Annotated in this window: 19 protein-coding genes; 11 read left to right on the top strand and 8 right to left on the bottom strand. The window is 65.9% G+C overall.

The annotated features are described in order from the left end of the window. Positions 1–108: 108 nt before the first annotated feature. Positions 109–276 carry a 50S ribosomal protein L33 gene (rpmG, locus tag A9995_RS13390; protein ID WP_067613842.1) on the top strand — a complete coding sequence of 56 codons (168 nt, stop codon included), beginning with the start codon at positions 109–111 and terminating at the stop codon, positions 274–276. 75 nt (positions 277–351) lie between these two features. After that, on the top strand, positions 352–1,014 hold the full coding sequence (locus A9995_RS13385; RefSeq protein ID WP_067613840.1) for an outer membrane lipoprotein carrier protein LolA: 663 nt from the start codon (positions 352–354) through the stop codon (positions 1,012–1,014). A 230-nt stretch (positions 1,015–1,244) separates the two neighbouring features. On the opposite strand, the gene A9995_RS13380 is transcribed toward A9995_RS13385, so the two are convergent. After that, entirely contained in the window at positions 1,245–2,687 is a 1,443-nt protein-coding gene (locus A9995_RS13380; RefSeq protein WP_067613838.1) for an alkaline phosphatase, read from the bottom strand. A 102-nt stretch (positions 2,688–2,789) separates the two neighbouring features. On the opposite strand from A9995_RS13380, the gene xth reads away from it, so the two are divergent. Both xth and ribA read left to right on the top strand, forming a co-directional pair. Further along, the gene (xth, locus tag A9995_RS13375) at positions 2,790–3,587 is read left to right on the top strand and encodes an exodeoxyribonuclease III (protein ID WP_067613836.1); all 798 of its coding nucleotides are present in this window, start codon (positions 2,790–2,792) and stop codon (positions 3,585–3,587) included. Between the two features lie 71 nt (positions 3,588–3,658). Then, positions 3,659–4,675, top strand: a complete 1,017-nt coding sequence (ribA, locus tag A9995_RS13370) for a GTP cyclohydrolase II (RefSeq protein WP_067613834.1) — start codon at positions 3,659–3,661, stop codon at positions 4,673–4,675. Between the two features lie 9 nt (positions 4,676–4,684). Here ribA and A9995_RS13365 read toward each other — a convergent pair whose 3' ends face one another. Both A9995_RS13365 and recQ read right to left on the bottom strand, forming a co-directional pair. Further along, positions 4,685–5,668 (bottom strand): hypothetical protein, encoded by a 984-nt coding sequence (locus tag A9995_RS13365; RefSeq protein ID WP_067613832.1) that lies wholly within the window; start codon positions 5,666–5,668, stop codon positions 4,685–4,687. A 53-nt stretch (positions 5,669–5,721) separates the two neighbouring features. Then, positions 5,722–7,503: a DNA helicase RecQ gene (gene recQ, locus A9995_RS13360; RefSeq protein ID WP_067613830.1), complete on the bottom strand. Its 1,782-nt coding sequence runs from the start codon at positions 7,501–7,503 to the stop codon at positions 5,722–5,724. Between the two features lie 157 nt (positions 7,504–7,660). Here recQ and A9995_RS13355 point away from each other — a divergent pair, with 157 nt between their 5' ends. The 6 genes from A9995_RS13355 to phhA all read left to right on the top strand — a co-directional run bounded on the left by A9995_RS13355 (position 7,661) and on the right by phhA (position 12,892). Next, on the top strand, positions 7,661–7,978 hold the full coding sequence (locus A9995_RS13355) for a hypothetical protein (RefSeq protein ID WP_233998217.1): 318 nt from the start codon (positions 7,661–7,663) through the stop codon (positions 7,976–7,978). A 4-nt stretch (positions 7,979–7,982) separates the two neighbouring features. After that, positions 7,983–8,237 (top strand): hypothetical protein, encoded by a 255-nt coding sequence (locus A9995_RS13350; protein ID WP_067613828.1) that lies wholly within the window; start codon positions 7,983–7,985, stop codon positions 8,235–8,237. Beyond that, a complete protein-coding gene (locus tag A9995_RS13345) occupies positions 8,234–9,418 on the top strand; it encodes an acyl-CoA dehydrogenase family protein (RefSeq protein WP_233998216.1) in 1,185 nt (394 codons plus the stop codon). Before A9995_RS13350 ends, A9995_RS13345 begins: the two co-directional genes overlap by 4 nt. A 2-nt stretch (positions 9,419–9,420) precedes the next feature. Further along, positions 9,421–10,656, top strand: a complete 1,236-nt coding sequence (locus tag A9995_RS13340) for a CoA transferase (RefSeq protein ID WP_067613826.1) — start codon at positions 9,421–9,423, stop codon at positions 10,654–10,656. Between the two features lie 11 nt (positions 10,657–10,667). Further along, positions 10,668–11,891 (top strand): acetyl-CoA C-acetyltransferase, encoded by a 1,224-nt coding sequence (locus A9995_RS13335; protein WP_067613824.1) that lies wholly within the window; start codon positions 10,668–10,670, stop codon positions 11,889–11,891. Between the two features lie 62 nt (positions 11,892–11,953). Continuing rightward, a complete protein-coding gene (phhA, locus tag A9995_RS13330; protein WP_233998215.1) occupies positions 11,954–12,892 on the top strand; it encodes a phenylalanine 4-monooxygenase in 939 nt (312 codons plus the stop codon). A gap of 66 nt (positions 12,893–12,958) precedes the next feature. On the opposite strand, the gene A9995_RS13325 is transcribed toward phhA, so the two are convergent. The 4 genes from A9995_RS13325 to A9995_RS13310 all read right to left on the bottom strand — a co-directional run bounded on the left by A9995_RS13325 (position 12,959) and on the right by A9995_RS13310 (position 18,401). Continuing rightward, positions 12,959–13,219, bottom strand: a complete 261-nt coding sequence (locus A9995_RS13325) for a hypothetical protein (protein WP_067613822.1) — start codon at positions 13,217–13,219, stop codon at positions 12,959–12,961. 153 nt (positions 13,220–13,372) lie between these two features. Continuing rightward, positions 13,373–14,179 carry an undecaprenyl-diphosphate phosphatase gene (locus A9995_RS13320; protein WP_067613820.1) on the bottom strand — a complete coding sequence of 269 codons (807 nt, stop codon included), beginning with the start codon at positions 14,177–14,179 and terminating at the stop codon, positions 13,373–13,375. Between the two features lie 104 nt (positions 14,180–14,283). Next, a complete protein-coding gene (locus A9995_RS13315) occupies positions 14,284–16,434 on the bottom strand; it encodes a M13 family metallopeptidase (RefSeq protein WP_067613818.1) in 2,151 nt (716 codons plus the stop codon). 137 nt (positions 16,435–16,571) lie between these two features. Next, a complete protein-coding gene (locus tag A9995_RS13310) occupies positions 16,572–18,401 on the bottom strand; it encodes an ABC transporter transmembrane domain-containing protein (protein ID WP_369815853.1) in 1,830 nt (609 codons plus the stop codon). A 199-nt stretch (positions 18,402–18,600) separates the two neighbouring features. Here A9995_RS13310 and A9995_RS13305 point away from each other — a divergent pair, with 199 nt between their 5' ends. Continuing rightward, positions 18,601–19,839 (top strand): polyhydroxyalkanoate depolymerase, encoded by a 1,239-nt coding sequence (locus A9995_RS13305; protein WP_067613816.1) that lies wholly within the window; start codon positions 18,601–18,603, stop codon positions 19,837–19,839. A gap of 98 nt (positions 19,840–19,937) precedes the next feature. On the opposite strand, the gene A9995_RS13300 is transcribed toward A9995_RS13305, so the two are convergent. After that, positions 19,938–21,116 (bottom strand): acetyl-CoA C-acyltransferase, encoded by a 1,179-nt coding sequence (locus tag A9995_RS13300; protein WP_067613814.1) that lies wholly within the window; start codon positions 21,114–21,116, stop codon positions 19,938–19,940. Positions 21,117–21,160: the final 44 nt, after the last annotated feature.

Raw genomic sequence — 21,160 nt, 5'->3', positions numbered from 1 at the left:
GCCCCAGCTTGACGGGCGGCGCGATGCGTCGCCTCCTGCTTTTCAAACCGATTTTCAAACCCATGTTTTCGGGGCCCGGCCCCTCTCGACACAGATTAGGACCGCGTCATGGCGAAGCCCGCAACCGTCAAGATCAAGCTCGTCTCGACCGCCGATACGGGTTTCTTCTATGTGACCCGCAAGAATCCGCGGAACACGACCGAAAAGATGTCCTTCCGCAAGTACGATCCCGTCGTGCGCAAGCATGTCGAGTTCAAGGAAGCCAAGATCAAGTAATCCTGTGACTTGCTGAACGGCGGGAACGCACCGGGTTCAGTGACGGTTCAATGCTCCGCCCTCAATAACCGGAGCATGATAACCATGTCCTCGATTTTCGCCTCCCCGATTCGCGTCGTTTCGGCGCTTGCGCTCGCAGCGGCTCTGCCGCTGGCAGCGGTGGTTGCTCCCGTTCCGGCCGAGGCCGCCGCGGGCGATCTCGACAAGGCGGTCGCCGCGTTGCGCGGTATCTCCACGCTCAAGGCCGATTTTACCCAGACCGACCGCCAGGGCCGCTCCATCGGCGGCGAGCTGACGCTCAAGCGTCCCGGCAAGATCCGTTTCCAGTACGAAAAGAGCGCCCAGATGCTGGTCGTTTCCAACGGCAGCTCGCTCTATCTGGTCGATTACGAAGTCGATCAGGTCCAGCGCTGGCCGATCGCCAATTCGCCGCTCGGCGCGCTGCTCGATCCCAACCGCGACGTAAAGCGGTTCGGCAAACTCGTGCCCACCAATCACCCCGATGTGGTGAGCGTCGAAGTGCGCGATCCCAAGCGCCCCGAATTCGGCGTGATCACCCTGATCTTCAATCGCGATGCGGCGTCGCCCGGCGGGTTGAAACTGACCCATTGGGTCGCGCTCGATGCGCAGAACCACCGCACGGTCGTGCGGCTGCGCAACCACCGCTACGGCGCGACGGTCGCGGACAGCGCATTCCGCTTTTCGGACCCCCGCAAATCGTCCCGTCGTCCGGGCTGAACGGGTCGAGGGCGGATTGCGCGCTGGGTGCGACCAAACGCGGCTCGCCGTTCATTTTCGGTCAATCCGATTCGGTCTATTTCTAATCACAGGGAGCGGTTGAAGACGGGTTTCCCCCCTGTTGCCCGACCTTCGACTAGCCGCTCTTTACTAGCGTGACGAACGCACAAAGGAACCCTCGTGCCAATGCCCCCGGCGCGAGGGTTTTCCTTTGTGCGTTACTGCCCCGCTCAGTCCGCCCAGCCATAGGCGGCGCGGATGATGTCGTAGATCAGGTTCTGCTCGATCACTCCCCGCACTCGTTGGGCCCCCGGCCCGTTCGCGTAGAGCGCAACATCTTCTCCCGCATGAGTTTCCGAGCCCAATGGAATGGTGGCCTGCTGGCGAGCGGCGATGTCCGTTTCGGGGACCGCGCGCTCACCCGTCACTGCGCCCGGACCGTTGGCGTAGCCCAGCGTGGAATAGGGTTTGCCATCCGCGGCGAGCGTCGGTTCGCCGCCGACCTCGTTCGTCGCATTGGGGGGCACCACGTGGCCCAAGATCGGGTTGCCGCGCTGCGGGTAGCCGGCAATCGTGAAGACATGGCTGTGATCGGCGGTGACGAGGATCATCGTTTCGGCGGGGTCGGTGTTGTCGATCGCGTATTGAATCGCGCGGGCAAATTCGACCGTTTCCTCAAGCGCGTAGCCCGCCTGACCGCTATGGTGGGCGTGATCGATCCGACCGCCCTCGACCATCAGGTAATAGCCCTCGGGATCGCTGACGAGACGGGCAATCGCGGCTGCGGTCAGATCGGTCAATGTCGGCTCTGCGGTCTCGGCCGGGCGATCGACCATATAGGTCATGTGACTGCCCGAAAACAGGCCGAGGACCGGCCGGTCGCCGGGCGCCGTAGCGAGCGAAGCGGCATCCTCGACATAGGTCCCGCCGGTGCGTGCGGCCCAGTCCGCCGGAAGGTTGGCATCGGTCTGTCCGCGCCGCCCCCCTCTGGCATCGCCAAAGAAGCTCGACCGGCCGCCGCCCAGCGCAACGTCGAAATCGGCCTCGGCCAACTGAAGTGCGATGTCGCGACAGCCGAATCCTCGCTGATCCTCCGGAATGCCGGTGTCGTCCTCCCAATTGCGATCGGTGCTGCGGGCATAGACCGACGCCGGGGTGGCGTGCGTCAGGCGCGTCGTGCTGACGATGCCGAGCGCGAGCCCGCGCTCCTTCACTTCCTCGCCCAGCAGCGGCAGGTGATGCTGCTCTCCGGCGAGACAATCGCCATTGTTCGCCTCCGGGCCGATCCCGAGCATACCGATCCGCGTCTTTCGACCCGAATGCATCGCGGTCGCGGTCCCGGCGCTGTCGGGGACCTGCGCATTGGTGTTGTAGGTCTTCACCAGCGCGACGTTATCGAAATTCTCGAACGGCAGCACATGCTCTTCGCCCTGCTTGCCAAGCTTCTGTCCGGCGTAGATCCGTGCCGCGGTAATGGTGGAAATGCCCATGCCGTCGCCGATGAACAGGATGACATTCTTGGACCGCTGCGGTTCGGCTGCCGCAGTGGCGGGCGAGGCGGGCGAGGAGGGTGTGGCGGAAGCGACGCCGTAGTCGTTCATCGTAACGCTGCAGCCACCGAGCGAAAGCGCCAGTACGCCGGTGGTTAGGCCGAGGGCTCGGGTGAAGGGCATCGCAATTCTCCTGTGGGGGTTCGTCATCGCCCTTACGTGAAGCATCCATGCGACGAAACGGTGAAACTTGCCGCGCCCGCTGGCTCAGCCTAAGCGACCGCCATGGTCTCGATCGTTACATGGAACATCAATTCGGTCCGCCTGCGGATGCCGATCGTCGGACGCTTTCTCAAGGAGCACGCGCCCGACATATTGTGCCTGCAGGAAATCAAATGCCAGGAACATCAGTTCCCCTACGACGCCTTCCGCGCGCTGGGTTACGAGCATTTCGCGGTCCACGGGCAAAAAGGCTATCACGGTGTCGCGACGGTCGGGAAAATCCCGTTCCGCGATTTTTCGCGCCACGACTGGCAGGACAATGGCGAGGCCCGCCATGTCGGGGTGGAACTGACCGGTCCCGCACATCAGGGCATGATCGTCGAGAACGTCTATGTCCCCGCGGGCGGCGATATCCCCGACCGCGAGCAGAACGTCAAATTCGGCCAGAAGCTCGATTTCTTCGAGCGCATGACCCGCTGGGCTGATGCGGTGGACCGACCGACGCTGATCGTCGGCGATTTCAACGTCGCCCCGCTTGAAAGCGATGTCTGGAACCACAAGCAATTGCTGAAAGTCGTCAGCCACACCCCGCTCGAGGTCGAGACTCTACAGCGATTCATCGATGCGCATGGCTGGGCCGATATCGGCCGCCAGCATATCGCCGCGCCCGAGCGCTATTACAGCTGGTGGAGCTATCGCGCGAAGGACTGGCAAGCCAATGATCGCGGCCGCCGGCTCGACCACATGTGGGCAAGCCCCGAACTGGCGAAGCAGGCCATCGCGCATTCGGTGCACGAGGACGCGCGTGGCTGGGAGAAGCCCAGCGACCATGTCCCGCTGATGACAAAGTTCGCTCTCTGAGCACGGCGCCCTCTTCCGGCCCATTCCCCGGCCCATCCCCGGCGCGCCGTGCCGCGCAGGCGGTCGATGCGTTGCGCCACGGCTGGCCGGTGCGGATCGGGCAGGCGCCGCTGCTGCAACCGGTCGAGACCGCCTATGGCGAAGAGCTGCGCGGCACCGCGATGCTGATTTCCGCCAGCCGCGCCGCCACGCTCAAGCTCGCCAACCAGCGCGAGGCCGCGGTGCCCGGCGAGCCGGTGCTGCTACGCGGCGCCGAACCCTTCGACCTGCCCGCCGCACTGGCGGTGGGCGATCCGGCGCTCGATCTCGCCACGCCGATGAAGGGGCCGTTCAAGGCGCTCGCGCTCGATTGGGAGGACGCCGCGCGCGCCGCTCTGGAGCTGGCGCGGATCGCAGGCATTCTGCCCGCCTTCCTGGTCGACCCCGAGGGCGCGGGCGAGGCGGTGAGCGTCGGTATCGACGATCTGGCGGCGTTCAGCGATCCGTCGCGGCTGCGCATCGTCACCCGCGCCAGCCTGCCGGTGGCAGCGAGCGAAGATGCGCAGATCATCGCCTTTCGCAACGTCGCCGACATGCGCGAACATGTTGCGCTGGTAATCGGGCGCCGCGATGGCGGGCGCGTGCCGCTGGTCCGGCTGCATTCCGAGTGCCTCACCGGCGATGTGCTCGCCAGCCGCAAATGCGATTGCGGGCCGCAGCTCGACGGTGCGCTGGCCGCGATGGCCGACGAAGCGGCGCAGGGCGGCTGGGGCGTGCTGCTCTACATGCGCCAGGAAGGGCGCGGGATCGGGCTGATCAACAAGCTGCGCGCCTACCGGCTGCAGGATCAGGGGTTCGACACGGTCGATGCCAACACCAGGCTGGGCCTGCCCGACGAGGCGCGCGATTTTCCCACTGCGGTGCGGATGCTGGAACTGCTGGGGATCGACAGCGTGCGGCTGATGACCAACAACCCGGCCAAGGTGGCCGCGCTCGAGGCCCATGGCATCACGGTGACCGAGCGCGTCCCGCATGCGCTGCCCGACAATCCGCACAACACCCGCTATCTCGCCACCAAGCGCGACCGGGCGGGGCATCTGCTGCCCTAAGCGGCGTCTCTAGCGGCGCTCGAATTCCCGCAGGCCGGCACCCAGCGTGTTGTCCTGGATCTGCAGCCGGTCGCCGGTCCAGTCCGCCACGAAAGCCGTGTTGCGGCGCAAGCCCGGAACCAGCCGCGCGTCGTTGCCAGCGATCGTCAGTCCGTCGGAAGAAAACTCCGCGCCTTCCGCACCCACGGCGACGAAGGCCGACCAGTTTTCCTTGTCGCGCCCCTGGACGAACCAATTGCCCGCGATGTTCCCGGTCCCGCCATTGGGCAGATCGATCATGTAATTGGTCTCGCGCCCGCCGGCATCGTCGAAGCTGGAATCCTCGACCACGGTGCGCGCCGCGCGCGACTTGAGATAATGGCCGCCGGTGCCCTGCTCGAACCGGCTGCGGGTCACCGCGGTTTCGGCGATCGCGCCGGTGTAGATCGAATGCGCACAGCCACCATCGCCTTCGCAGGTGCCGAGCCGGGTGAAGGTGGATTTGTCGATCCGCAGGCGGATATCGTCGCCGGCATGGGTCAGGATGCCCTGCTCGCTGTCGCGGAACCAGCTCTGCGTCACTTCGAGCGCGCCCCGCTGCAGGCGGATGCCCGCGCCGTTGCGGTCGGGTACGGAAATATCCGCAAACACCAGCCCGATCACGGTCGCCGCGTCGCCATCGAGCACCAGCGCCGCCTTGCCCTGACAGGCCTCGCCGGCCAGCGTGGCGGTTCCGAATTCACGGGCGCGATAGGTGATCTGGCCAGCTTCCTGCACTGCGCACTGGTTGTAGGTGCCCGGCGCGAACAGGATCGTGCCGCTGCCGTCACCGATCGCATCGACCGCATCCTGCAACTCGGCAAAGCCCTGGCCGTTCTCGGCGATGGTGAAGGGTGCTGCACCCGGCTGGGCCAGCAAAGCCGCCACCGGAATGGCCGCCACCGCGAGCGCCGCAAGCACACCCACCGCCCAGAGCGAGGGTCGCGAGCATTGGGAGGCGCGGCGTAGGATCATGGTTCGAAGGTATCCAACAATAGTTACTGCGTCGATAACGCTCGTGTTGCGGATTAGTTCTCGCCGATTACTTGCAGGAAGCGGGCGCCATAGGCTTCAAGCTTCTTCGCACCCACCCCGGGGATGCGCGAGAGCGCCGCCAGGCTGCCCGGGCGCGCCTGCGCCATCTCGCGCAAGGTCGCGTCGTGGAACACGACATAGGGCGGGACCTGTGCTTCTTCCGCCAGCTCCTTGCGCAGCGCCCGCAGCGCCTCGAACAGCGGATCGCCGACCGGATTGGGGGTGGCATCGCCGCGCCGTTTCCGCGCGCTCTTGGGAGTGACCACGATCGCCACCGGCTGCTCGCCCTTGAGGATCGCCGTAGCATCGCCGCCCAGCGCCAGCCCGCCATGCTCGGTCGAGACCAGCGCCCCGCGCGCCTGCAGCGCCCGCGACAGCGGCTGCAGCAGCGCCGCCTCGTCAGACCCGACGATCCCGAACACCGAGAGCGAATCATGCCCGCGCTGGCGGACCCGGTCGTCCGCCGAGCCGGTCAGCACCTTCTGCAGATGGCCGAAGCCGAAGCTCTGCCCGGTGCGATAGGCCGCGCTGAGCAGCTTGCGCGCCAGTTCGGTGACATCGGTCACTTTCGGCGGCGAGAGGCAATTGTCGCAATTGCCGCAGCGCGCGGGCGGGTCCTCGCCGAAATGCCGCAGCAGCAGCGCGCGCCGGCACCCCGGCGTTTCGACCAGCGCGGCCAATCCATCGAGCCGCGCCCGCTCGGCGTTCCGGCGGTCGGCAGGCACTTCCTCGAGGCGCGCGCGCGCGGTCGCGAAATCGCCCGCGCCCCAGAGCATCGTCGCCAGCGCGGGGTCGCCGTCGCGCCCGGCGCGGCCGGTCTCCTGGTAATAGCCCTCGATCGATTTGGGGATGCCGACATGCGCGACGAAGCGGACATCCGGCTTGTCGATCCCCATCCCGAAAGCGACCGTGGCGACGATGACCATGTCCTCGCTGCCCACGAAAGCCGCCTGGTTGGCGGCGCGGCGCTCGGGCTCGAGACCCGCGTGATAGGGCCGCACCGGGCGCCCGGTCGCCGCGGCCAGCTTGTCCGCCAGTTCCTCGGTCTTGCGCCGCGTGGGCACGTATACGATCCCCGGCCCCGGATTATCGGCCATCACCTGCGTCAACTGCCGCACCGGATTGTCGCGATGCCCGATCGTGTAGCGGATATTGGGCCGGTCGAACCCCGCCAGCACCAACCCCTCGACCGGAATCCCGAGCTGGGCGAGCACATCGTCGCGCGTCTGGCGGTCGGCGGTCGCCGTCAGCGCAAGCCGCGGAACCTGCGGGAAGGCATCCATCAGCGGGCGCAACTGGCGGTAGTCGGGGCGGAAATCATGGCCCCATTCGCTGACGCAATGCGCCTCGTCGATCGCGAACAGCGTCAGCGGGGCGGCGTGGAGCATGTCGCGGAATTGCGGCTGGCTCGCGCGCTCGGGTGCGACATAAAGCAGGTCGAGCGAACCGGCGCGAAACGCATCGATGGTCTCGCGCCAGTCGGAATCGGCGCTGGTCAGCGTGGCCGCGCGGATGCCGTTGGCGCGCGCCGAGCGCAGCTGGTCGTGCATCAGCGCGATCAGCGGGCTGATGACAAGGCAGGTCCCCTCCAGCATCACCGCGGGCAATTGATAGGTCAGCGACTTGCCCGCGCCGGTCGGCATCACCGCCAGCGTGCTCTGCCCCGCCAGCACCCGCTCGACCACCTCGCCCTGGCGCCCGCGAAACTGGTCGAAGCCGAAAGTCTCGCGCAATTGGCCGCGCGCGGCATCGATGGTGGGGGCGCTGGTCTGCATCGGCAGGCCTGTGCCAGAGGCGGGGGCCAAAGGGAAAGACCCCAGGACGCAACAGCGGGAAAGATTTTCCCCTTGGCCCTGCCCCCCCGGACCGATTAACACCGCCACACAGCTACGGTGCGGCATCCCGCTGCGCCCGATCGACTGGAGACATGCCATGAAGACCCGCCCCATGAACACTCGCCTCGCCCTCGTGGGCGCCGCCGCCCTCGCCACGCTGACCCTCGCCGCCTGCGGCGACACCGACGACGCTTCGATGGAAGCCGAAGCCGACACGGTCGAAATGCCCGCCAACGAAGCGCTCGAAGGCCTCGACGAAGCACCGGTCATGGATCCGCAGGCCAATACGGTCGAGAGCGAGCCCGTGCGCACCACCGCACCCGCCGCCGTCGCGCAGGAACAGGAAATCGAGGAAGCGAGCGAAAACGCTGCTGCCAACGCCGCCGCTGCCGCCGATGCGATGATCGAAGAATAAGCCTATGCGCGCGCCTTTCCTGGTTCCCGTGCTGGCGCTGATGCCGGCGCTTGCTGCCTGCGGCCCATCGGACAATGATCCGGGCCCGGGCGGGGTGACCGTGGGCGAGGCGCGCGCGCTCGACGAAGCCGCCGCGATGATCGACGAGCGCCAGACCCCGGCCGAGGTGCTCGCAGAGGAGCCGGCACCCGCCGCGACCGAACCCGCCGCCGAACCCGTACCCGCACCCGCACCCGCACCCGAGGGGGAAGACGAATGACCATGAATCCCGGAATGGATCCGGATACCTTCGAACAGTTCCACGACCAGCTCGAACGCTATGTCCGCGAACGGTTGATCCCCGCCGAGCGCGAGATGATCGAGAACGATCGCATCCCCGAGGATATCCTCACCGAGATGAAGGACATGGGGCTGTTCGGGCTCTCGATCCCCGAGGACCATGGCGGCGCGGGGCTCAACACCACGCAATACGCGCGGACGGTCAAGGCGATGAGCTATGCGGCTCCCGCCTATCGCTCGATCTTCTCGATCAACATCGGAATGTTCAATTCGGCGCTCAAGAACGGCGGCACGCCGGCGCAGCAGGCCGAATGGTGGCCCCAGCTCGCCGAGGGCAAGATCGCCTGTTTCGGGCTGACCGAGCCGGGATCGGGTAGCGACAGTGCTGCCATGCAGACCACCGCACGGCCCGATCCGGACGGCAATGGCTGGATCATCAACGGCTCCAAGCGCTACATCACCAACGCCCCGCATGCCGATGTCGCGCTGATCATGGCGCGCACCGAGAAGGACGCGATGCCCAAGAACGCGCATGTCAGCGCCTTCATCGTGCCGATGGACACGCCGGGAATGTCGGTCGGCAGCCCCGACAAGAAGATGGGACAGGCTGGCAGCCATATCGCCGATATCATGCTCGACGATGTCCATGTGCCCGGCGATGCGCTGCTCGGCGAAGAGACCGGCCAGGGTTTCCGCTTCGCGATGATGAGCCTTGACAACGGGCGCATTTCAGTGGGCGCCGCCTCGACCGGCTACGCCCGCCGCGCGCTCGATTCGGCGCTCAAATACGCCACCGAGCGCAAGGCTTTCGGCGAACCCATCGCCAATTTCCAGCTGATCCAGCAGATGCTCGCCGAGAGCGAGACCGAGATCTACGCCGCCGAATGCATGATGACCGATGTCACCGCGCGCGCCGACCGCGGCGAGAACGTCATCCGCAAGGCCGCAGCCTTCAAGGTCTTCGCCAGCGAGATGTGCGGCCGGGTGGTCGACCGGGTGGTCCAGATCTACGGCGGCGCGGGCTATCTCGCCGAATACGATGCCGAGCGGTTCTTCCGCGATGCCCGGATCTATCGCATCTACGAAGGCACCACGCAGATCCTCCAGCTCCAGATCGCCAAGCACATGTTGCGCGATTTCGCCGCCGGGATCGAGCGCTAGGCGTGTACGGACTCCTCAAGGGACTCTCGATCGTCGAAGCCTCGAGCTTCGTCGCCTCGCCCACCGCCGGGCTCTATTGCGCGCAAATGGGCGCAGAGGTGATCCGCGTCGATCACAAGGCGGGCGGGCTCGATTACGACCGCTACATGCTGACCAAGGAAGGCCGCTCGCTCAGCTGGGAGAACCTCAACCGGGCGAAGAAATCGGTCGCGCTCGATCTGCGCAGCGCGGAAGGGCGCGAGCTGCTGGTGACGCTCGCGGGGACGACCGGCAATGTCATCACCAACCTGCCCGAGCAGAGCTTCCTCAGCCATGCGGCGATGAGCGCGGGGCGGCCCGAGGGCGCGCCCGAGCTGGTCAGCGTACGGATCATGGGCTGGCACGATGGGCGCCAGGCGATGGATTTCACCGTCAACGCCGCGAGCGGGTATCCGCTCATGTGCGGTCCGGATGACTGGGATCAGGCCACCGCTCCGCCGGTCAATCAGGTGTTGCCTGCGTGGGATTTCATCACCGGGGCCTATTGCGCCTTTGCGCTGCTCGCGGCGCTGCGCCACCGCGATGCGACCGGGCAGGGCAACGAGCTGCGCGTGCCCTTGGGCGATGTCGCGATCGGTACGCTGGCCAATTCGGGCGCGATGGCGGAAATGCTCTATCGCGGCGGCGACCGCGAGCGGCTCGGCAACGCCATCTGGGGCGCCTTCGGCCGCGATTTCCGCAGCCGCGACGGGGTGCGCTTCATGGTCGCGGCGCTGACCGCCAAGCAATGGGACGGTCTCATCCGCGCCTTCGCCATCGAGGCGCCGATCGCCGAACTCGAACAGCGGCTCGGGGTCCGCTTCGCCGATGGCGACCGCCCGCGCTTCGAACACCGACAGGCGCTGTTCGAGCTATTCCAGTCGGTCGCCGATGGCATGGATTACGCCGAGCTCGAAACCCGGATGGCCGCCGAAGGCACAACTTTCGAACGCTATCGTACCGCCTATGAAGCCGCGAACGACCCGGTGCTGGTCGCGGACAATCCGCTGTTCGCACAGACCAGTGCAAACCCCAGCGGCTTCGCCTATCCCGCGCCGCGCAGCTTCGCCAACCTGCCGGGCGAGGAAGCGGGCGAACCCGCCGCCGCTCCCTTTCTGGGCGAACACACCGAGCAGGTGCTGGCCGAACGGCTCGGCCTGTCCTCGGGCGCGATCGGCGATCTGGTCGATCGCGACATCGCCCGCCTTTCGGATCGATAAAAGGTAATCCCATGAGAAAAGTCGCCATCTGCAAGCCGCTCCGCACCCCGGTGGGCAAGTTCCTCGGCACGCTCGCCCCGCTCGAGGCGGGTGCGCTGGGCGCGATCATCATCAAGGCGCTGGTCGAGCGCAGCGGCGTCGATCCCGCCCGCGTCGACGATGTCGTCTTCAGCCAGGGCTATGGCAGCGGCGAGGCCCCCGCGATCGGGCGCTGGAGCTGGCTCGCTGCAGGCATGCCGATCGAGGTGCCCGGTTTCCAGCTCGACCGGCGTTGCGGCTCAGGGCTGCAAGCGGTCGCGACCGCGGCGATGATGGTCCAGACCGGCGTCGCGGATTGCGTGCTCGCCGGCGGGGTCGAGAGCATGTCGAATGTCGAACACTACACCACGGCGGCGCGCCATGGCGCTCGAATGGGCGATCTCCAGTTGTGGGACCGCCTGACGCGCGGACGGCTGATGAGCCAGCCGATCGAGCGCTTCGGGGTGATCAGCGGGATGATCGAGACCGCCGAGAACCTCGCGAAGGATTACGATATCTCGCGCGAGGCGGCAGATGAATTTGCGGTCCGCTCGCACCGCAACGCGGCCGCCGCATGGGAAGCAGGCCGGTTCGACGAGCAACTGGTGCCGGTCGAAATCCCGCAGCGCCGCGGCGATCCGCTGGTGTTCGCGCAGGACGAAGGCTTTCGCGCCGATGCGGATCTAGAATCTCTGGGGGCCTTGCGCGCCATCGATGGCAAGCGCGATCCCGCAGCGATCGTCACTGCGGGCAACGCCAGCCAGCAGAACGACGCTGCCGCCGCCTGCCTGGTAGTGGCCGAGGACAAGGTGGAGGAACTCGGGCTCGAGCCGATCCTGTGGTTCCACAGCTGGAGCGCGGCGGGTTGCGACCCGAGCCGGATGGGGATCGGCCCGGTCCCCGCGGTCGAGCGGCTGTTCGCGCGCACCGGGATGGGCTGGGAAGATATCGGGCTGGTCGAACTGAACGAAGCCTTCGCGCCGCAAGTGCTCGCGGTGCTCAAGGGCTGGGGCTGGAGCGAGGACGATTCCCGCCGCGACATCCTCAACGTCAACGGCTCGGGCATCTCGCTCGGCCACCCCATCGGCGCGACCGGGCTGCGCATTCTTGCCGATATGGCGCATGAGATGCAGCGCCGCGAGGTCCGCTACGGCCTGGAGACGATGTGCATCGGCGGTGGGCAGGGCATGGCGGCAGTGTTCGAACGCGCCGCTTGATTTGGCCACCTGATTTGGCCGCCTGATTTGTAAGCGGCCCCGGTAATCGCTAGATAGGGCGCATGGCCACAACCGCGATCAAAGAACAGGATTTCAGCCGCCTTCCCGAGATGCCTGAGGAGGTCTTCACCGCACCGCTGCGGCGACCCGAACATCTCGGTGAGGACTGGCTCGAGCCCAAGCAGACCGATTACACGTCGCAAGACGATGCGATCTGGGACGATCTCTTCTCCCGCCAGATGGAGGTCCTCCCCGGCCGCGCTGCGAGCGCCTTTATGGCGGGGCTCGACAAGCTCGATCTGGGCAAGGGCGGAGTCCCTGATTTCGCGGCGATGAGCGCGGATCTGGGCAAGCTCACGGGCTGGAGCGTCGTACCCGTACCCATGCTGATCCCCGATCACGTGTTCTTCTGGCACCTCGCCAACCGCCGTTTCCCGGCGGGCAATTTCATCCGCACGCGCGAGACCTTCGACTATATCCAGGAGCCCGATGTCTTCCACGATGTCTTCGGGCATGTGCCGATGCTCACCGATCCAACCTTTGCCGACTATATGCAGGAATACGGCAAGGCCGGGTGGAAGGCGATGCGCTACAACCGCTTGAAAGCGCTCGGTGCGCTCTACTGGTATACGGTGGAGTTCGGGCTGATCGAGGAAGCCGATGGCATCAAGGCCTATGGCGCGGGGATCCTCTCGGGCCCGACCGAGGTCGTCTATGCCACCCAGGCGAAGAGCCCCAACCGCATCATGCTCAACGTCGACCGGGTGATGCGCACCGATTACGTGATCAGCGATCTGCAGCCGACCTATTTCGTGATCGAGAGCTTCGAGGATCTCTACCGCCAGACGGTGGAGCGCGATTTCGACCGTCTCTATCGCAACCTGCCGCCCGCCTTCACCTACGCCAATTCGGCGGTGATCGATGTCGACAATGTGCTCAACCGTGGCACGCAGGAATATCTCCTGCGCGGCGGGCGCGGGAGCGGCGCCGCACCGGTCTGACGGGCAAGAAAAAACCGGCTCCGAAGCGATCCGGAGCCGGTTTTCCTAACCTAGATTAAACCAGGATTATTCGACTTCGCCGGCCTGATCGTCGATCATGTCAGCCTGGTCTTCGACCGCGTCGGCTTCCTGATCCAGCATTTCTTCTTCGCCTTCCATGCCCTGCTCGGCGGCGAGATCGGCTTCTTCTTCGATCACGTCGGCCTGAGCGTCGACAACGTCGGCTTCAGCTTCCATCTGGTCTTCGGCGGCGCTGTCGCAACCGGCGAGGCCCAGGCTGAGGGCGGCGACCGAAACGACCATCGAGGTCTTGAAAATGCTCTTCATGATATTTCCCCTTGATTTTGAGCGGTCCGCAACGCGGATTCGGCTCGTGCCCTCCACTGCGACAGATGACACCGCGTTGCAAGCCTTATGGCCTTGATTCGGCCATGATTGCGACGAACCGTTCGCGAAATGCTCGGTCCGCGCTGGCGCCTGTCAGGCCATCAGCCAGTAGATGAAGGCGCTGCCGATCACGATCCGGTACCAGGCAAACGGCGAGAAACCGTGCTTGCTGACGAAGGCGACGAAGGCGCGGATGATCACCAGCGCCACCAGGAAGGCGGCGGTGAAGCCAAGCGCGATCTCGCTCCAGCCGATCGTCGCCTCGCCCGCGAGCAGCGCGGGGTCGTCGAGGATCTTGACCGTCGCGGCGCCGAGCATGGTCGGCACCGCGAGGAAGAAGGAGAATTCGGCCGCGGTCTTGCGGCCCACGCCCATCGCCAGCGCCCCCAGGATCGACGATGCCGAGCGACTGGTGCCGGGGATCATCGCGAGACACTGAACCAGCCCGATCGTCAGCGCGGTCTTGGCCGAAAGCGCCGCGACGCCCTTGTCCTCGCGCTCCGGAATAATCCGTTCCAGGACGAGGATCAGCACGCCTCCGACCACCAGCGCCACCGCGACCACCAGCGGCGCGCCGAGCATCACGTCGATCGCATCCTTGGCCAGCAGCCCGATGAACGCGGCGGGGAGGAACCCGAGGAAGATGTTGCGGGTGAAGCGCACCGATTCGGTATCCCGCCGCAGCAGGCCGGTACCCATCTTCCAGAACAGCTCCCGATAGCTGACCACCACCGCCAGGATCGCGCCGAGCTGGATCACGATGTTGAACTGCTGCCACTGGTCGGGGTCATAACCGAACCATGCCTGCGCGAGAATCAGATGTCCGGTCGAGCTGACCGGAAGGAACTCGGTCAGGCCTTCGAGGATGCCGAGCAGGATGGCGGTGAGTGTGTTGTCCATGGTTGTGGCGCCATGAAGAAAGGGGGTGCCAAGTCAAGCGACCGGCACCCCCTTTTTTGCTTTCAGGATCGCGCACCGCGCGATCCGCTCGTCGCCGCGCGCGCTTACCAGATGGTGATGCGTTCTTCCGGCGGCAGGTAGAGTTCGTCCTGCGGGGTCACGCCGAAGGCCTCGTACCAGGCATCCATATTGCGCACGACGCCGTTGGTGCGGAACTCTTCCGGGCTGTGGCTGTCGGTGCGCAGCCGCTGGCGCGCGGTCTCCTCGCGCTGCGCCGAGCGCCATACCTGCGCCCAGGCGAGGAAGAAGCGCTGATCGCCGGTCAGCCCGTCGATCACCGGCACGTCCTTGCCCTCGGTCGCGATCTTGTAGGCGCGATAGGCGAGGCTGAGGCCACCCAGATCGCCGATATTCTCACCCAGCGTCAGCCGTCCATTGACGCAGGTCTCGCCCTCATCGAGCGGACAGAAGGCGTCATACTGCTCGACCAGCGCGGTGCCGCGCTCGTCGAAGGCAGCGCGATCGGCATCGGTCCACCAATCGCGCAGCATTCCGGTGCTGTCATATTTCGAACCCTGATCGTCGAAGCCGTGGCCGATCTCGTGACCGATCACCCCGCCGATCGCGCCGTAATTCACCGCCGGATCCGCGCTCAATGCGAAGAAGGGCAGCTGCAGGATGGCAGCGGGGAAGACGATCTCGTTCTTGGTCGCATTGTAATAGGCGTTGACCGTCTGCGGCAGCATGAACCACTCGGTCCGGTCGATCGGACCGCCCAGCTTGGCCAGATTGTCCTGCCACTGCCACTTGGCCGCCGCCATGCGGTTGGCGAGCGGATCGCCCAGGGTAATCTCGAGGCCCTCGTAGGTTTCCAGATTCTCGCGATAGCCGATCTTGGGATCGAAGCTGTCGAGCTTGGCGAGCGCCTGCACCTTGGTCTCGTCACCCATCCACTCGATATCGTCGATCGACTGCGCGACCGCGATCCGGAGATTGGCGACGAGCTCGTCCATCGCCGCCTTGTTCTCGGGCGGGAAATAGCGCGCGACATAGCTCTTGCCGAGCAGTTCGCCCATCAGCCCTTCGGTCTCGCCGATGGCGCGCTTCCAGCGGGCGCGCTGCTCGGGCGTTCCCTGCAGGGTCTGGCCGAAGAAGGCGAAATCAGCCTCGTCGAAGCGGCTTGGCAGGATCGCGGCGTTGTTCTCGAGGAACTCCTTGACCGTCCAGGCCTGCAGCACTTCCACCGGCGTATCGACCAGCAAGCGCATCATCGCGGGCGTGCCGCCGCCGATCTTGGCGAGCACCTCCTCGGTCAGGCCGAGCCGTTCCGCCTCCTCAGGGGTCGGCGGCAGATCGCCGATGACGAAGCGGTCGGTTGCGGCGAAACCGGTGGTTTCGAGCATTGCGGCGACGGGGAAGCCGCCCGCCATCTCGCCCAATTCCGCAGGGGTGACGGCATTGTAGGTCAGGTCGCGATTGCGGCGCACCGCCCGGTCCCAGGAAACAGTGCGCGCGATCCGGTCCTCGAAATCATAGACCGCCTGCGCCATCGCGGCGGGCTCGGCGTAGCTCGCTTCGCCCAGCAGGAAGGCGAGATAGTCGCGGTACTTCTGCTGGATTTCGACGCCCTTCTCGGTCTCGTCGAGATAATAGTCACGATCGGGCAGTCCGAGCCCGCCCGCACCGATATGGGCCGAATAGCGATCCGGCTCCTTGGCATCGACGGTCACATAGCCGCCCAGCGGAGTGGCGTAGCCCGGCGAGCTCCACACCGTCACCAGGCTGGCCAGAGTCTCGGCGCCCTTGATGGTGTCGAGATAGCTCTGCGCCTGGGCGAGACCGGCGGCCTCGATCGCGGCGGTGTCCATATAGGTTTGATAGGCCTGGACGATGCGGCGCTCGTCGCCGGACAACGTGGCGGAGTCCTTGGCCACCAGCTCGTCGACCAGCGCCTTCACATCCACGGTCGACTTTTCGCGCAACAGGTTGAACGCGCCGAAGCGTCCGAATTCGGGCGGCAGCGGGTTGGCGTCGAGCCAGGTCTGGTTGGCGAAGCCGAAGAAGTCGTCGCCCGGATCGATATCTTCAGAGAGATATTCCGGATCGAAACCCCAATCGCCGAAGCTCATCGTCGGAGTGGCGGGTTCGGCAGCGGCGGCGGCGCTGCCAGTTTCGTCCTGCGTCTGGGCGAATGCCGGTGCGGCCACGGCAAGCGCGATGGCACTGGCGCCACCAGCGAGAAGGGTACGGATCATCTGTTAGTCTCCAGAAAGTGCGACCGCCCGCGCGCATGCAGCGCCGCGGACCGTGTCGCCGAGCCTAGCCGTTGGCTGTCCGAACGCAAAATCTGTTGGTCGGGCAGGCTCAGTCACCCGTCGAGCGCTTGGCTGGTTCAGGCGCTTTCGAGCCCGAACTGGAGCGTCGCGAGACGGGCATAGAGCCCACCCCCGGCCGAAAGCTGGGCGTGGGTGCCCTGCTCGACGATGCGGCCGTCTTCCATCACCACGATGCGGTCGGCGGCGCGGATGGTGGCGAGCCGGTGGGCGATGACCAAAGTGGTGCGGTCGCGCATCAGATGATCGAGCGCATCCTGCACCAGCCGCTCGCTTTCGGCATCGAGCGCGCTGGTTGCCTCGTCGAGCAGCAGGATCGGCGCATTGCGCAACACCGCGCGGGCGATGGCGAGCCGCTGCTGCTGCCCGCCGGACAGCCGCGTGCCGTTCTCGCCAAGATAGGTGTCGAGCCCATCGGGCAGGGCTTCGAGGAATTGCGCCGCATTGGCCGCCCGTGCGGCCTCCCACAGATCTTCCTCGGTCGCATCCCAGGCACCGTAGCGGATGTTGTCGCGCGCGCTGGCGCTGAACAGCACGCCATCCTGCGGCACCATCGCGATCCGTTCGCGCACCGCATACGGATCGGCGCTGGTCAGTGGCACGCCATCGAGGCGGATTGTGCCCGCCTGCGGGTCGTAGAACCGCTCGGCGAGCTGGAAGATGGTCGATTTGCCCGCTCCCGAGGGGCCGACGATGGCCACCGTCTCGCCCGGTTCGACCTCGAGAGTGAAATCGGCAAGCGCCGCGATTTCCGGGCGGGTCGGGTAACGGAAGGTGACGTTGCGGAACGACAGGCTGCCGCGCGGCGGTACCGGCAACGCCTGCGGCCGTTCGGGCGCGGCGACGGTGGGGCGCTCGTGCCGCAGCTCGGCGATCCGGCTCGCCGCGCCGGCCCCGCGCAGCAGGTCGCCATAGACTTCGGTGAGCGAGCCGAAGGCGCCCGCGACCAGCCCTGCGGTCAGGACGAATGCCGCGATGGTCCCGCCCGTGATCGTGCCCTCGGCCACCGCAGTGGCGCCGCGCCAGATCAGGATGGTAATCCCGCCAAAGACGAACAGGATGATGATCGAGGTCATCGCCGCGCGGATCAGGATCCTGCGGCGGGCTACGGTGAAGGTCTGCTCCACCGCGCCGCCGAACCGTTCGCTTTCGCGCTCCTGCTGGTTGAAACCCTGGACGATCTTCATCGCCGAGAGCACTTCGGTGACCATCGCGCCGATATCCGCCACCCGGTCCTGGCTGGTGCGGCTGACCGTGCGCAACCGCCGCCCGAAATAGGTGAGCGGCACGACGATGGCCGGAATGATCAGGATCAGCCCCAGCGTCAGCTGCGGGACCAGATAGAACATGTAGGTCGTCCCGCCGATCGCCATCAGCAGGTTGCGCAAGGCCACCGAGACGGTGGTGCCCACGACCTGTTCGATCAGCGTGGTATCGCTGGTCATCCGGCTGGAGATTTCCTTGGGCGAGTTCTCCTCGTAGAAATCGGGCGCCAGACGCATCAGGTTGCGATGGGTGCTGAGGCGGATATCCGCGACCACCCGTTCGCCCAGCCAGCTGACGAAATAGAACCGCATCGCCGTGCCGCCCGCCAGCACCAGCACGATCAGCAGCAGGTAGCGAAACCAGCGTCCGATCGCATCGGGATCGGCGCCTGCGGCAAAGCCCTGATCGATGATGAGCTTGAACCCGGCGGGGATCGCCAGGGTCGCAGCGGCGGTGATCAGCAGCGCCAGCGACGCCAGCGCGAGATAGCCCGGATAGGCCAGCGCGGCGCGCCAGACCATGAACAGCGGCCTGATCGAACGCGCCTTGGGCGGCTCGCCTTCACGGCTGGCACGCTGGAATTCTTCGCGGGGAACGCTTTCGTTCATCTGTGCACCGTCCATGGAACTCACCTAGGCTCCCGCGTCGCCGAAATCCATCCACTCCCGGAGTTTGTTCGCCGGGTTTAGATGGCTTGCCCGAGGGTTTCCGCGACGGCGCGCATGGGAGGACGCGGGCGATTGTGCATTGCACAATGGGCGCCAAAGCGCCACCTTGCCACAATGTCTGGACGTCAGGACAAGGCGTTTGCAGGGGAAACCAATGCTTTACCACGCTTATGAATTGCAACGCAGCTGGCTTTCGAGTGCCAGCGCCTGGGCCGCCATCGGCGCCGAGATGATGACCAACCCGGCCAATCCGGCAAATTATACCGGCCCGTCCGGTTATCTCGGGCTGGGACCGATCGCGTCCTCCGCGCTCGAGGTCTTCGCCCACGCCTCGGCCCCGCGCGGCAAACCCGCCTGGGGCATCGAGACCGTGGCAATCGACGGCAAGGACGACCGCGTGGTCGAAGCGACGGTACTCAACAAGCCGTTCGGCGATCTCAAGCGATTCCGCCGCGAGAGCCTCCCCGAGGACGCGCCCCGGCTGCTGATCGTGGCCCCGATGAGCGGGCATTACGCCACGCTGCTGCGCGGCACGGTCGAGCGGATGATCGAGAATTACGAGGTCTATGTCACCGACTGGGCCGATGCCAAGACCGTCCCCCTTCACGAGGGGAGCTTCGATCTCGACGATTATATCGACTATGTGATCGAGTTTCTCGAGCATATTGGCGAAAACGCGCATGTGATGGCGGTGTGCCAGCCGTCGGTGCCGGTCTTTGCCGCGACCGCGATCATGAACCGGGATTCCCACCCCTGTGCACCCGCCACGCTGACCATGATGGGCGGGCCGATCGACACCCGCTGCTCGCCGACCTCGGTCAACGACATGGCGATGGATCGCCCGATCGAGTGGTTCCGCCAGACGGTGATCGTAACCGTGCCGATGCAGCATCGCGGCGCCGGGCGGCGGGTCTATCCGGGCTTCCTCCAGCTCGCGAGCTTCATGAGCATGAACCTCGGCAGCCATATGAAAAGCCATTACGAGATGTTCAAACACATCAACGCGGGCGACGACGAGAGCGCGCAGGCGACCAAGGATTTCTACGAGGAATACCGCTCGGTCTGCGACATGACCGCGGAATTCTACCTCCAGACGGTGGTTGAGGTGTTCCAGGAGCACTCGATCCCCAACAACACCTTCACCCATCGCGACCGGCTGGTCGATCTGGGCGCGCTCACCAAGACCGCGTTGCTGGCGATCGAGGGCGAACGCGACGACATTTCGGGGCTGGGTCAAACCCGTGCGGCGCTCGAGCTGACCCCCAATCTCGACGCCTCGAAGAAGCGCTATTTCATGGCCGAAGGCGCGGGCCATTACGGCATCTTCAACGGCAGCCGCTGGCGCGACAAGATCGCTCCGGTGGTCGAGGAATTCATCGCCGCGCACGGCTGAATTCTTAGGTGCGAAGCTTCCCTCCCCAACGGGGAGGGGTCAGGGTGGGGGTTCGGCGCGTCAATTGAAGCGCCGAACCCCCACCCAGCCTCAATCCATCAGAAGATCTCGAACAGGCCCGCTGCGCCCATGCCGCCACCGACGCACATGGTGACGACGCCGTATTTCGCGCCGCGACGCTTGCCCTCGATCAGCGTGTGGCCGACGCAGCGCGCGCCGGTCATGCCATAGGGGTGACCGATCGAGATCGAGCCGCCGTTGACGTTGAGCTTGTCGTTGTCGATCCCCAGCTTGTCGCGGCAATAGATCACCTGCACCGCGAACGCCTCGTTCAGTTCCCACAGCCCGATATCCTCGACCTTGAGGTCGAAGCGCTTGAGCAGCTTGGGAATGGCGAAGATCGGACCGATGCCCATTTCGTCGGGCTCGGTGCCCGCAACCGCCATGCCGATATAGCGGCCCAGCGGCTGCAAGCCCTTCTGCTCGGCCAGCTTGGCTTCCATGATCACGCTGGCCGACGAACCGTCGGACAGTTGCGAGGCATTGCCCGCGGTGATGCTGGTGCCAGGCCCCATGACCGGCTGCAGCGAGGACAGGCCTTCGAGGTTGGTCTGCGGACGGTTGCCTTCGTCCTTGGCAATGGTGATCTCGTGGTCCGAAACCTCGCCGGTCTCCTTGTCCTTGACCTTGTGGGTGGTGCTGACGGACACGATTTCGGCGTCGAAGCGGCCCGCTTCCTGCGCCGCGGCGGTGCGCTGCTGCGACTGGAGCGCGTATTCATCCTGCGCCTCGCGGCTGATGCCATAACGCTGGGCAACGGTTTCGGCGGTCTGCAGCATCGGCATGTAGATCGCGCCGTGCATCGCGATCAGCTCGGGATCGGGCATGACCCGCATTTCCTTGGTCTGCACCAGGCTGACCGATTCCTGCCCGCCGGCGGCGACCACGTCCATGCGGTCGAGCGTGACCTGCTTCGACGCGGTGGCGATGGCCATCAGGCCCGAGGAACACTGGCGATCGATCGTCATGCCGCTGGTGCCGATCGGGCAGCCGGCGCGCAGCGCGACCTGACGCGCGAGATTGCCCGCCTGCGTGCCCTGCTGGAGCGCGGCGCCCCACACCACATCGTCGATAAGGTCGGATTCGACACCGGCGCGCTCGATCGCGGCCTTGAGCGAGTAGGAGCCCAGAGTCGGGCCGGTGGTGTCGTTGAAGCCGCCCTTGTAGGCGCGGCCGATGGCGGTGCGGGCGGTGGATACGATGACTGCGTCGCGCATGGGAAATCCTTTCAAAATTGAGTCGTGATGATGTCGCCGGGAAG

Source organism: Erythrobacter sp. QSSC1-22B (assembly GCF_001678665.1).
Lineage (GTDB): Bacteria > Pseudomonadota > Alphaproteobacteria > Sphingomonadales > Sphingomonadaceae > Qipengyuania.
The sequence above is the reverse complement of the archived record's forward strand: the minus strand, read 5'-3'. Positions and strand labels throughout refer to the sequence as shown.